The sequence below is a fragment of the Mycobacterium scrofulaceum genome (assembly GCF_001667885.1).
In the GTDB taxonomy this organism is placed as follows: Bacteria; Actinomycetota; Actinomycetes; order Mycobacteriales; family Mycobacteriaceae; genus Mycobacterium; species Mycobacterium scrofulaceum_C.
In genome coordinates, this window is sequence record NZ_LZJW01000164.1 from 126,458 (window position 1) to 139,237 (window position 12,780).

Consider the following 12,780-nt stretch of genomic DNA (forward strand, 5'->3'; position numbering starts at 1 on the left):
CTGTTGCGGCATAAGACGAGGCGGTGGGCGTGGTAGGCGACGATTACGAGTGGTTCGTCACACTCGCGGAGCTGGAACACGTCACGGCGGCCGCCGAGCAGCTTCGCATGGCCCAGCCGACGCTCACCCGCATGCTCGCCCGCCTCGAGCGGCGGCTGGGCGTCGCGCTGTTCGACCGCCGCGGCAAGCGCCTCTCCCTCAACACCTATGGCCGGATCTTCTACGAGCATGCCCGGCGAGCGCAGCTGGAACTCGACTCAGCCAGACGCGCGATCGACGACTTGGCGAACCCGGCCGTCAGCGAGATCCGGGTGGGTTTCCTGAACTCGTTCGGGGCGACGGTCGTGCCGCGCTTGATCGCCCGGTTCAAGGAGTCCTCCCCGCGCGTCGCGTTCGCGCTCGAAGAGGGCGCCGCCGAATCGATCGGCGATCTGGTGCTGGCCGGGCGAGTCGACGTCGGGGTGGTTTCACCGCGGCCGCGGCGCCCAACTCTGGCCTGGCGCAGCCTGTTTCGACAGCGGCTCGGTGTCGCGGTGCCGCGCTCCCATCGATTCGAGGGCATCGCCGCGGTGTCCATGACCGATCTTGCCGACGAACCGGTCGTGGCCATGCACCCCGGGTTCGGCATGCGACGGCTGCTCGACGAGCTTTGCGCCGCGGCGCATTTTCAGCCGCGGATCGTGCTGGAGGCGGCGAACCTCACCACGACCGCGGGCCTGGTGGCGGCCGGGCTGGGCGTCAGCCTGATGCCCATCGACGGCAGCGACTACGCACCGGGGTTGGCCGTGCGGCCGCTTGCCGACGCCGACGCATACCGCGACGTGGGGATGATCTGGGATTCGGGGCGTCCGCTGTCCCGCCCGGCCCGCGATTTCATCTCGGCCGCCGCGGCCGTGCGCCACGACGGCCCGTAGGCCGGCGTCCCACTGCCATGTCGCTTTTCCGCCAGTTTTGTCACCGGGCGGGTGTAAGTCTTGAAAGCGTGCACGATGACTTCGAACGCTGCTACCGCGCCGTCCAGTCCAAGGACGCCCGGTTCGACGGCTGGTTCGTCACGGCGGTGCTGACGACCCGCATCTATTGCCGGCCCAGTTGCCCGGTTCGGCCGCCGTTCGCCCGCAACGTGCGCTTCTACCCGACCGCCGCCGCCGCCCAACGTGCCGGATTCCGGGCGTGTAAGCGGTGCCGCCCCGACGCCTCGCCCGGGTCACCGGAGTGGAACGTGCGGGGGGACGTCGTCGCCCGCACGATGCGCCTGATCGCCGACGGCACCGTGGATCGCGAAGGCGTCGGCGGCCTGGCGGCGCACCTCGGCTACACCACCCGCCAGCTGGAGCGGCTGTTGCAGGCCGAGGTCGGCGCCGGGCCGCTCGCGTTGGCCCGCGCCCAGCGGGCGCAGACGGCGCGCCTGCTCGTCGAGACCACGGACCTGCCGTTCGGGGACATCGCGTTCGCGTCGGGGTTTTCCAGCATCCGGCAGTTCAATGACACCGTGCGCTCGGTCTTCGAGAGCACACCGACGCAGCTGCGCCGGCGGGCCGCGGTGCGGGCCGCGACGGGCACCGCTTCGCCGGGGGCGGTGTGCCTGCGATTGCCGGTCCGCACGCCATTCGCCTATGAGGGCGTCTTCGGCCACCTGGCCGCCGGCGCCGTGCCCGGCTGCGAGGAGATCCGCGATGGCGCGTATCGACGGAGCCTGCGTCTCCCGTTCGGCAACGCCGTCGCCTCCCTGGCGCCGGCCGTCGATCACGTCCGTTGCGTGCTGGTGCTCGACGACTTTCGCGACCTGACCACCGCGATCGCCCGCTGCCGCCGGCTCCTGGACCTCGACGCCGATCCCGAAGCGGTGGACGACGCCCTGTCCGGGGATGCCCGCCTGCGTCCGGTCGTGGGAAAGGCTCCCGGACAACGCATTCCACGCACCGTCGACGAGGCCGAGCTTGCCGTCCGCGCGGTGCTGGGCCAGCAGGTGTCGACCAAGGCGGCCAGAACCCACGCCGGTCGCCTGGTCGCGGCCTACGGGCAGCCGATCGCCGATCCCGACGGTGGGCTGACCCATACCTTTCCGTCCGTGGAGCAGCTCGCGGAGATCGACCCCGTCCACTTGGCCGTCCCCAAGGCCCGGCAACGAACGGTGAGCGCGCTGGTCGCCGCGCTCGCCGACGGCAGCGTCGTCCTCGACAGCGGGAGCGACTGGGAGGCCGCCCGCAGACACTTGCTGGAGGTTCCCGGGGTGGGCCCATGGACCGCGGAGGTGATCGCGATGCGCGGCCTCGGTGACCCGGATGCCTTCCCCGCCACCGACCTTGGGCTTCGGTTGGCCGCCAAGCGATTGGGCCTGCCGACCGACGAACGGGCTCTCGCCGGCCACGGCGCCCGGTGGCGCCCCTGGCGGTCCTACGCCACCCAGTACCTCTGGACCACCCTCGAGCATCCGGTAAACCAATGGCCACCACAGGAGGTCGCATGATCGAGTACCGCACCATCGACAGCCCGATCGGGCCGCTGACCCTCGCCGGTCAGGGCTCGGTTCTGACCATGCTTCGGATGGTCGACCAGACCTACGAACCCAGCCGCACCGGTTGGGCACCGAACCCCGCGGCGTTTCAGGCCGCCACCGAACAACTCGACGCCTACTTCGCCGGTGAATTGACCGAATTCGATTTCGACTTCGAATTGCGCGGCTCCGAATTTCAGCGGCGGGTATGGACGGCGTTGCAGACAATTCCGTACGGCGAAACCCGATCGTACGGAACGATCGCCGCCCAGATCGGCGCGCCTGGCTCCGCGCGGGCCGTCGGATTGGCCAACGGCCACAACCCCATCGCGATTGTCGTTCCCTGTCATCGCGTCATCGGCGCCAACGGCAGCCTCACCGGCTATGGCGGCGGCCTGGACCGCAAGCAAACCCTGCTCGCATTGGAACGCAAACATGCGTCGACGAATGCGGCTTTGACATTGTTCGACTAAAACGGCCGGCATCGAGAATGCAAAAACACCCCCGTTGCCGGGGGTGTTTTTGTGTATGTTCGGCGGTGTCCTACTTTTCCACCCGAAAGGGCAGTATCATCGGCGCTGACAGGCTTAGCTTCCGGGTTCGGAATGGGACCGGGCGTTTCCCTGTCGCTGTGGCCGCCGTAACTCTATTTAAATTTGGTTTCGGTGGGGGGTGTGGTGTTCAGAGCGTCCCGCGACGAATAGTCGAAGGGACTGAACAGTGGTTGCGATTGTGTGTTGGTAAGTTTTCGGCCGGTTAGTGCCAGTTCCCTGCACCCATTACTGGGCTTCCAGGTCTGGCCTATCGATCCCGTGGTCTGCGGGGGGCCTTATCCCTCTAAAAGGGTGAGAAACCTGATCTTGGAGAAGGTTTCCCGCTTAGATGCTTTCAGCGGTTATCCTGTCCGAACGTGGCTATCCAGCGGTGCCCCTGGTGGGACAACTGGTATACCAGAGGTTCGTCCGTCCCGGTCCTCTCGTACTAGGGACAGGTTTCCTCAAGTTTCTGACGCGCGCGGCGGATAGAGACCGAACTGTCTCACGACGTTCTAAACCCAGCTCGCGTGCCGCTTTAATGGGCGAACAGCCCAACCCTTGGGACCTGCTCCAGCCCCAGGATGCGACGAGCCGACATCGAGGTGCCAAACCATCCCGTCGATATGGACTCTTGGGGAAGATCAGCCTGTTATCCCCGGGGTACCTTTTATCCGTTGAGCGACACCCCTTCCACTCGGGGGTGCCGGATCACTAGTCCCGACTTTCGTCCCTGCTTGACTTGTAAGTCTCGCAGTCAAGCTCCCTTGTGCACTTACACTCAACACCTGATTGCCGTCCAGGTTGAGGGAACCTTTGGGCGCCTCCGTTACATTTTAGGAGGCAACCGCCCCAGTTAAACTACCCGCCAGGCACTGTCCGTGAACCCGATAAGGGTTCGACGTTAGGTGTCCAATACGATCAGAGTGGTATTTCAACAACGACTCCGCCCCAACTGGCGTTGGGGTTTCACAGTCTCCCACCTATCCTACACAAACCGTACCGAACACCAATACCAAGTTGTAGTGAAGGTCCCGGGGTCTTTTCGTCCTGCCGCGCGTAACGAGCATCTTTACTCGTAGTGCAATTTCGCCGAGTCTATGGTTGAGACAGTTGGGAAGTCGTTACGCCATTCGTGCAGGTCGGAACTTACCCGACAAGGAATTTCGCTACCTTAGGATGGTTATAGTTACCACCGCCGTTTACTGGGGCTTAAATTCTCCGCTTCACCTTACGGTTAACGGGTCCTCTTAACCTTCCAGCACCGGGCAGGCGTCAGTCCGTATACATCGTCTTGCGACTTCGCACGGACCTGTGTTTTTAGTAAACAGTCGCTACCCACTGGTTTCTGCGGCCGAATCCCGCTCCCACCGCAAGGGTGTTCACGGTATTTCGGCCCCCCTTCTCCCGAAGTTACGGGGGCATTTTGCCGAGTTCCTTAACCATAGTTATCTCGTACGCCTTGGTATGCTCTACCTGACCACCTGTGTCGGTTTGGGGTACGGGCCGTGTGTGTGCTCGCTAGAGGCTTTTCTTGGCAGCAGAGGATCACCGAATTCACCTCAACCGGCTATGCATCACCTCTCAGGATTAATGAGCGACGGATTTGCCTATCGCTCTCCCTACAGGCTTGCCCCAGTATTACCACTGACTGGTACGGCTACCTTCCTGCGTCACCCCATTGCTTGACTACTACCAGCGAAGGTCCCACGCAGCCCCGAAACTCCATGCCCCCGAAGGGGAATGGTCGATCCGGTTTTGGGTGGTTAGTACCGCTGATTCGTCAGGGACGCCCACACACGGGTACGGGAATATCAACCCGTTGTCCATCGACTACGCCTGTCGGCCTCGCCTTAGGTCCCGACTCACCCTGGGCGGACTGGCCTGGCCCAGGAACCCTTGGTCTTACGGCGGGCAAGGTTCTCACTTGCCTTATCGCTACTCATGCCTGCATTCTCACTCCCCCAAACTCCACCACCGGTTACCCGGTAGCTTCGCTGCATGGGGGACGCTCCCCTACCCAACCTTGCGGTTGCCGCGGCTTCGGCGGTGTGCTTGAGCCCCGCTACATTATCGGCGCACAATCACTTGACCAGTGAGCTATTACGCACTCTTTCAAGGGTGGCTGCTTCTAAGCCAACCTCCTGGTTGTCTCTGCGACTGCACATCCTTTTCCACTTAGCACACGCTTAGGGGCCTTAGCCGGCGATCTGGGCTGTTTCCCTCTCGACGTACGGAGCTTATCCCCCGCCGTCTCACTGCCACGCTATACACCACGGCATTCGGAGTTTGGCTGACGTCAGTAACCTAGTAGGGCCCATCGGCCATCCAGTAGCTCTACCTCCGTGGTGAAACACGTAACGCTGCACCTAAATGCATTTCGGGGAGAACCAGCTATCACGGAGTTTGATTGGCCTTTCACCCCTACCCACAGCTCATCCCCTCAGTCTTCAACCTAAGTGGGTTCGGGCCTCCACGCGGTCTTACCCGCGCTTCACCCTGGCCATGGGTAGATCACTCCGCTTCGGGTCCAGAACACGCCACTACACCCCAAAGGGGATGCGCCCTATTCAGACTCGCTTTCGCTGCGGCTACCCCGCACGGGTTAACCTCGCGACGTGTCCCTGACTCGCAGGCTCATTCTTCAAAAGGCACGCCATCACCCCACAAGGAGGCTCTGACGGATTGTAGGCACACGGTTTCAGGTACTCTTTCACTCCCCTCCCGGGGTACTTTTCACCATTCCCTCACGGTACTAATCCGCTATCGGTCATCGAGAAGTATTTAGGCTTACCGGGTGGTCCCGGCAGATTCACAGCAGATTCCACGGGCCCGCTGCTACTCGGGTGTTGATATAAGGCAGGTGCCGGGTTTTCGCGTACCGGGCTTTCACCGTCTACGGCGGGCCGTCCCAGGCCACTTCCGCTAACCACGACACTTTCTGACTACCCCTCAGCCAGGTAGAGCTGAGACATATCAATCCCACAACCCCGCACACACAACCCCTACCCGGTTATCCATGCATGCGGTTTAGCCTGTTCCGCGTTCGCTCGCCACTACTAACGGAATCACAATTGTTTTCTTCTCCTACGGGTACTGAGATGTTTCACTTCCCCGCGTTACCTCCCGCACCCTATATATTCAGATACGGGTAACACGACATCACTCGTGCTGGGTTTCCCCATTCGGAAATCCTCGGATCAATGCTCGGTTGACAGCTCCCCGAGGCATATCGCAGCCTCCCACGTCCTTCATCGGCTCTCGATGCCAAGGCATCCACCATGCGCCCTTAGACACTTACTTACACACAAGAGTTTCAAAAGAAATTACACATTTCGATGAACACGTCAGCCACGAAGGACTACGCGTTCATCTAGATGCTCGCAACCACTATCCAATACTCAAACACCACACCCCACCACCAAGATGGAGGGACAACCACACGGACTGGCCGAGTGTTGCCTCAGGGCCCAATAGTGTGTCTGGCAATCATTTGCTGTTGTGCACCCGGCCCCCGCCCACTACAGGCGAGGACCCCTCACGGCTCGCACCCCACCAATTGGAGTGCTTTTCGTGGTGCTCCTTAGAAAGGAGGTGATCCAGCCGCACCTTCCGGTACGGCTACCTTGTTACGACTTCGTCCCAATCGCCGATCCCACCTTCGACAGCTCCCTCCCAAAGGGTTAGGCCACTGGCTTCGGGTGTTACCGACTTTCATGACGTGACGGGCGGTGTGTACAAGGCCCGGGAACGTATTCACCGCAGCGTTGCTGATCTGCGATTACTAGCGACTCCGACTTCACGGGGTCGAGTTGCAGACCCCGATCCGAACTGAGACCGGCTTTAAAAGGATTCGCTTAACCTTACGGCATCGCAGCCCTTTGTACCGGCCATTGTAGCATGTGTGAAGCCCTGGACATAAGGGGCATGATGACTTGACGTCATCCCCACCTTCCTCCGAGTTGACCCCGGCAGTCTCTCACGAGTCCCCGGCATTACCCGCTGGCAACATGAGACAAGGGTTGCGCTCGTTGCGGGACTTAACCCAACATCTCACGACACGAGCTGACGACAGCCATGCACCACCTGCACACAGGCCACAAGGGAACGCCTATCTCTAGACGCGTCCTGTGCATGTCAAACCCAGGTAAGGTTCTTCGCGTTGCATCGAATTAATCCACATGCTCCGCCGCTTGTGCGGGCCCCCGTCAATTCCTTTGAGTTTTAGCCTTGCGGCCGTACTCCCCAGGCGGGGTACTTAATGCGTTAGCTACGGCACGGATCCCAAGGAAGGAAACCCACACCTAGTACCCACCGTTTACGGCGTGGACTACCAGGGTATCTAATCCTGTTCGCTCCCCACGCTTTCGCTCCTCAGCGTCAGTTACTGCCCAGAGACCCGCCTTCGCCACCGGTGTTCCTCCTGATATCTGCGCATTCCACCGCTACACCAGGAATTCCAGTCTCCCCTGCAGTACTCTAGTCTGCCCGTATCGCCCGCACGCTCACAGTTAAGCCGTGAGATTTCACGAACAACGCGACAAACCACCTACGAGCTCTTTACGCCCAGTAATTCCGGACAACGCTCGCACCCTACGTATTACCGCGGCTGCTGGCACGTAGTTGGCCGGTGCTTCTTCTCCACCTACCGTCAACTCACGAAGTGAGCCTTCGTCGATGGTGAAAGAGGTTTACAACCCGAAGGCCGTCATCCCCCACGCGGCGTCGCTGCATCAGGCTTGCGCCCATTGTGCAATATTCCCCACTGCTGCCTCCCGTAGGAGTCTGGGCCGTATCTCAGTCCCAGTGTGGCCGGACACCCTCTCAGGCCGGCTACCCGTCGTCGCCTTGGTAGGCCATCACCCCACCAACAAGCTGATAGGCCGCGGGCCCATCCCACACCGCAAAAGCTTTCCACCACAAGGCATGCGCCAAGTGGTCCTATCCGGTATTAGACCCAGTTTCCCAGGCTTATCCCGAAGTGCAGGGCAGATTGCCCACGTGTTACTCACCCGTTCGCCACTCGAGTACCCCCGAAGGGGCCTTTCCGTTCGACTTGCATGTGTTAAGCACGCCGCCAGCGTTCGTCCTGAGCCAGGATCAAACTCTCCAAACAAAATCTCCTCGCAGAACGAGGTGAATTCAAATCAGAGATACCTGACAAGACGCCAATAACTGGCATCAAAAATTGCCATACCCACACACGGGGAGTGCTAGGTATGGCCAAAAAAACAACAACAAATAAAAAGACCAAACACACTATTGAGTTCTCAAACAACACTTGTTTCGCCCGTTTTGGGCAACCCTGCCAGCTTAATACAAGTCCGGCAGTGGAGTCAACTCCCAGTTTCGGTCTTCCAGAGACCGTGTCGGGAGCAGCCGTGCCAGGCTAGTACCAATCCAGCGAGGGAGTCAAGAGCCCGGGGTGTCGGTCACCTGGTGTGGCGACCGCCCCTGCGGGGCACTGACTTTGGTTACTCTACCCGCTCGATCTCCGCTCCCAAAATCGCCAGGTTTTCGACGAACAACGGGTAGCCGCGATCGATGTGGAAGACATCGTGAACCTCGGTGTCACCGTCGGCGACGAGCCCCGCCAGAACCAGTCCGGCGCCGGCCCGGATATCGGAACACCACACCGGCGCGCTGGACAACTGCGGCAGGCCGCGCACGACGGCATGGTGGCCGTCCGTGCGGGCGTCGGCACCCAGCCGGATCATTTCTTCGACGAAACGGAACCGCGCCTCGAAGACGTTCTCCGTGATCATCGACGTCCCGTCGGCGATCGACGCCAGCGCGATCGCCATCGGCTGCAGGTCGGTGGGAAACCCGGGGAACGGCAAGGTCGCCACGTTAACGGCCTTGGGCCGTTCGTACTGGGTGATCCGAAAGCTGTTGTCCGTTTGGGTGACCGTCGCGCCGGCGTCGTGCAACTTGTGCAGCACCACCTGCAGGTGGGCCGGGTCGACGCCCGTCACCGAGATGTCGCCGCGGGTCATCGCGGCGGCGATGCCCCAGGTGGCCGCGACGATGCGGTCCCCGATCACCCGGTGCTCGGTGGGGTGCAGCCGCGGGACGCCGGTGATGGTCATCGTGGGCGAACCGGCGCCTTCGACCTGTGCGCCCATCTGATTCAGCATGGTGCACAGGTCCACGACGTCGGGTTCGCGCGCCGCGTTGTGAATCGTGGTGACGCCCTCGGCCAGCACGGCGGCCATCAGGATGTTCTCGGTGGCGCCCACCGATGGGAACTCGAGCTGGATCTCCGCACCGCGCAACGTGTCGGCCTGAGCGACGACGCAGCCGTGCTCGATGTTGCACTGCGCGCCCAGTTGGCGCAGGCCCGCCTGGTGCATGTCCAGCGGCCGAGACCCGATTGCGTCACCGCCCGGGAGCGCGACCCGGGCGCGCTTGCACCGGCCGACCAGCGGCCCGAGCACGCAGACCGACGCCCGGAACTGGCGCACCGCGGCGAAGTCGGCGTCGTATTTCGGCTCGTCGGGCGAGGTGATTCGGGCGACGTCGCCGTCGAGCTCGACGGTGGCGCCCAGGCCGCGCAGCACCTCGGCCATCAACGGCACGTCAAGGATGTCGGGGCAGTTGGTGATGGTGCTGGTGCCTTCGGCCAACAGCGCCGCGGCCATCAGCTTGAGCACGCTGTTCTTGGCGCCCCCCACTGCGACTTCGCCGGACAACCGGTTGCCTCCGGTCACCACGAATCGCTCTGCCACCCGCGTCAGTCTAGTGAAGCGGTATCGGGTTGTCAGTCAAGCCATCAGCCAAGCCAAGGCGCCGCCCCGCCTTGCCCCGCAGTACCGTCATGCTCATGGCGATACACCTGACCCGCATCTATACCCGGACCGGTGACGACGGCACGACGGGGTTGAGCGACTTTTCGCGGGTCTCCAAGAACGATCCGCGCCTGGTCGCATACGCGGATTGTGACGAGGCGAACTCGGCGATCGGTGTCGCGATCGCCTTGGGTCAGCCCGACGACGAGACCGCCGGCGTGCTGCGGCAGATCCAGAACGATTTGTTCGACGCCGGGGCGGATCTGTCGACGCCGGTGGTGGAGAACCCCGAGCACCCCCCGCTTCGGGTCACCCAGCCCTACATCGACCGGCTCGAGGGCTGGTGTGACAAATACAACGAAAACCTGCCGGCGCTGAATTCTTTTGTGCTGCCCGGTGGTTCGCCGCTCTCAGCGCTGCTGCACGTCGCCCGCACGATCGTCCGTCGTGCGGAACGGTCGGCGTGGGCGGCTATCGATGCCGCGCCGCAGCAGGTCAACGTCCTGCCGGCGAAGTACTTGAACCGCCTCTCGGATCTACTTTTCATCCTCGCGCGCGCGGCCAATCCCGACGGCGATGTGCTCTGGAAGCCGGGCGGCGGCGCGCCCGACGCGAGTTAGCTTGCCGCCCAAGGCCTAGACGCTGCGACGACGAGCGCGCGGCGACGGGCGGGACTCCAGCCACGACAAGAAGGCCGTCAGCGCCCCCTTGTCCAGCGCGATCTCGTAGCCGGCCCTGCGGTCCTGCGTCGTGTCGCGCAGCTCCAGCACGACGATCTCGTCGGTCATGATGTCGAATTCGTCCCCGCGCGGGGCGCGGCGGGCCACGATCTCCACTCCCCTGCGGCTGAGGCGGCGGTCCGGCCACAGACGCAGGCTGGACAGCCGGTAGAACGCGGCCTCGCCGCCGCGGTAACGAATCACACCGTGGCGCCAGCCGTGGCCCCCGACCGCGGGAATGTCGCGCATGATCCCCGCGGTGCCGCCCTGACGCAGCTTCCACAACCGATAACTCAGCGCGACAACCGCGCCCGCCAGGACGACAACGAGCACGACCATGCCAACCATGGGCGCGCTCATCGTCGGCTAGTCGATCGCGCCGACGGCGCGCAATCTGCCGCGCCCCCGCGCCGCGATGCGTGGGTCGTCGGACTCCGAATCCTCCCTGGCGGCGCTCTCGTCGATCTCGGACTCGAACGCGGCGGACTCGGCCAGCACGGTCACCGTCTCCTCGGTGACCGACAGGAAGCCGCCTTCGATGGCGACCCGCAGATCGTCTTCGCCTTCGCGCTCGACCCGCACCATCGCGTCGTCGACCAACTGGGCGACAATCGGGATGTGCCGGGGCAGGATGCCGATCTCGCCGACGGTGGTGCGGGTGAACAAAAACGTTGCCTCACCCGACCAGATCTTCCGGTCGACGGCGACTATCTCGACGTTCAATTCCGCCATGCCACAGAGCCTTTCAGAGCCTTAGCGCTCAGTCCTCAGGATTCCAACTTGGCGCCGAAGCTTTCGGCCTTCTTCGCCAGGTCGTCGAGGCCGCCGATCAGGAAGAAGGCCTGCTCCGGGATGTGGTCGAAGTCGCCCTTGGACAGGCGGTCGAACGCCTCGATGGTCTCCTTCAACGGCACGGTGGAACCCGGCTGGCCCGTGAACTGCTCGGCCGCCATCATGTTCTGCGAGAGGAACCGCTCGATGCGCCGCGCGCGCTGCACCAGCTGCTTGTCCTCTTCCGAGAGCTCGTCGATACCGAGGATCGCGATGATGTCCTGAAGGTCCTTGTACCGCTGCAGGATTCGGATGACTTCCTGCGCGACCCGGTAGTGCTCGTCGCCGACGACACTCGGGTCCAGGATGGTCGAGCTCGACGCCAGCGGGTCCACCGCCGGGAAGATGCCCTTGGAGAACACCGAACGCGACAGCTCGGTGGTGGCGTCCAGGTGGGCGAACGTGGTCGCGGGCGCGGGGTCGGTGTAGTCGTCGGCGGGCACGTACACGGCCTGCATGGACGTGATCGAACGGCCCCGTGTCGAGGTGATGCGTTCCTGCAGCTCACCCATCTCGTCGGCCAGCGTGGGCTGGTAACCCACCGCCGACGGCATGCGGCCGAGCAGCGTGGAGACCTCGGATCCGGCCTGCGTGAAGCGGAAGATGTTGTCGATGAACAGCAGCACGTCCTGGCCGGCCTCGTCGCGGAACCACTCGGCCATCGTCAGCGCCGACAGCGCCACCCGCATACGGGTGCCGGGCGGCTCGTCCATCTGACCGAACACCAGCGCGGTGTCCTTGAGCACGTCGGCTTCTTTGAGTTCGACCCAGAGGTCGTTGCCCTCGCGGGTGCGCTCGCCCACGCCGGCGAAAACCGAAGTACCACCGAAGTTCCGGGCGATACGGTTGATCATCTCCTGGATCAGCACCGTTTTACCGACGCCGGCACCGCCGAACAGTGCGATCTTGCCGCCTCGCACGTACGGGGTGAGCAGGTCCACGACCTTCAGCCCGGTCTCCAACATTTCGGTGCGGGGCTCGAGCTCTTCGAAGGCCGGCGGCTTGCGGTGGATCGACCAGTGCTCGAAGTCCTGGCCGTACCCCGGCTTGTCGAGGCAGTCGCCCAGCGCGTTGAAGACGTGGCCCTTGACCTCCTGGCCGACCGGCACCGAGATCGGCTTGCCGCTGTCGGTCACCTCGACGCCCCGGACGAGGCCGTCGGTGGGCTGCAACGAAATCGTGCGGACCAGGTTGTCACCGAGGTGCTGTGCGACCTCCAGGGTGAGGGTCTTCTTGAGTTCCTCGAACGTGATCTCGGCGTTGAGCGCGTTGAACAGTTCCGGTACGGATCCGCGCGGGAACTCGACGTCCACCACGGGGCCGGTGATCCGCACCACGCGGCCGCTGGTCTCGGACTTGGTGGACTTGTCAGTCTTCTCGGCGGTTCCAGTAGAAGCGGCCATATTCTTCTT

The 12,780-nt window shown here is 63.2% G+C and carries 8 protein-coding genes and 3 rRNA genes; 4 read left to right on the forward strand and 7 right to left on the reverse strand.

Features of this window, described 5'->3' with window-relative positions:
* The first annotated feature begins 29 nt into the window (after window positions 1–29).
* The 3 genes from A5681_RS23380 (at window position 30) to A5681_RS23390 (ending at window position 2,970) form a co-directional block, all read left to right on the forward strand.
* Window positions 30–914: a LysR family transcriptional regulator gene (locus A5681_RS23380; RefSeq protein ID WP_156738119.1), complete on the forward strand. Its 885-nt coding sequence runs from the start codon at window positions 30–32 to the stop codon at window positions 912–914.
* Between the two features lie 68 nt (window positions 915–982).
* Window positions 983–2,470: a DNA-3-methyladenine glycosylase 2 family protein gene (locus A5681_RS23385; protein WP_067281200.1), complete on the forward strand. Its 1,488-nt coding sequence runs from the start codon at window positions 983–985 to the stop codon at window positions 2,468–2,470.
* Window positions 2,467–2,970, forward strand: coding sequence for a methylated-DNA--[protein]-cysteine S-methyltransferase (locus A5681_RS23390; protein WP_067281203.1), 504 nt, complete (start codon window positions 2,467–2,469; stop codon window positions 2,968–2,970). Before A5681_RS23385 ends, A5681_RS23390 begins: the two co-directional genes overlap by 4 nt.
* 57 nt (window positions 2,971–3,027) lie before the next feature.
* Here A5681_RS23390 and rrf read toward each other — a convergent pair.
* The 4 genes from rrf to murA form a co-directional block, all read right to left on the reverse strand.
* Window positions 3,028–3,140: ribosomal RNA gene (gene rrf / locus A5681_RS23395) — 5S ribosomal RNA — on the reverse strand.
* Between the two features lie 93 nt (window positions 3,141–3,233).
* Window positions 3,234–6,333: ribosomal RNA gene (locus tag A5681_RS23400) — 23S ribosomal RNA — on the reverse strand.
* 284 nt (window positions 6,334–6,617) lie between these two features.
* Window positions 6,618–8,146, reverse strand: a 16S ribosomal RNA gene (locus tag A5681_RS23405).
* Together the 16S, 23S and 5S rRNA genes form the textbook arrangement of a ribosomal RNA operon.
* 358 nt (window positions 8,147–8,504) lie before the next feature.
* On the reverse strand, window positions 8,505–9,758 hold the full coding sequence (gene murA / locus A5681_RS23410) for a UDP-N-acetylglucosamine 1-carboxyvinyltransferase (protein WP_067281208.1): 1,254 nt from the start codon (window positions 9,756–9,758) through the stop codon (window positions 8,505–8,507).
* A 95-nt stretch (window positions 9,759–9,853) separates the two neighbouring features.
* Here murA and A5681_RS23415 point away from each other — a divergent pair, with 95 nt between their 5' ends.
* Window positions 9,854–10,438 carry a cob(I)yrinic acid a,c-diamide adenosyltransferase gene (locus A5681_RS23415; protein ID WP_067281359.1) on the forward strand — a complete coding sequence of 195 codons (585 nt, stop codon included), beginning with the start codon at window positions 9,854–9,856 and terminating at the stop codon, window positions 10,436–10,438.
* A 15-nt stretch (window positions 10,439–10,453) separates the two neighbouring features.
* On the opposite strand, the gene A5681_RS23420 is transcribed toward A5681_RS23415, so the two are convergent.
* Genes A5681_RS23420 through atpD form a run of 3 tightly spaced genes read right to left on the reverse strand, consistent with a single transcriptional unit; the run spans window position 10,454 to window position 12,771 of the window.
* A complete protein-coding gene (locus A5681_RS23420; protein ID WP_067281211.1) occupies window positions 10,454–10,897 on the reverse strand; it encodes a DUF2550 domain-containing protein in 444 nt (147 codons plus the stop codon).
* Window positions 10,898–10,903: 6 nt separating this feature from the next.
* Window positions 10,904–11,269 (reverse strand): F0F1 ATP synthase subunit epsilon, encoded by a 366-nt coding sequence (locus tag A5681_RS23425; RefSeq protein ID WP_067281220.1) that lies wholly within the window; start codon window positions 11,267–11,269, stop codon window positions 10,904–10,906.
* A gap of 35 nt (window positions 11,270–11,304) precedes the next feature.
* A complete protein-coding gene (gene atpD, locus A5681_RS23430; protein ID WP_067281226.1) occupies window positions 11,305–12,771 on the reverse strand; it encodes a F0F1 ATP synthase subunit beta in 1,467 nt (488 codons plus the stop codon).
* Window positions 12,772–12,780 lie beyond the last annotated feature (9 nt).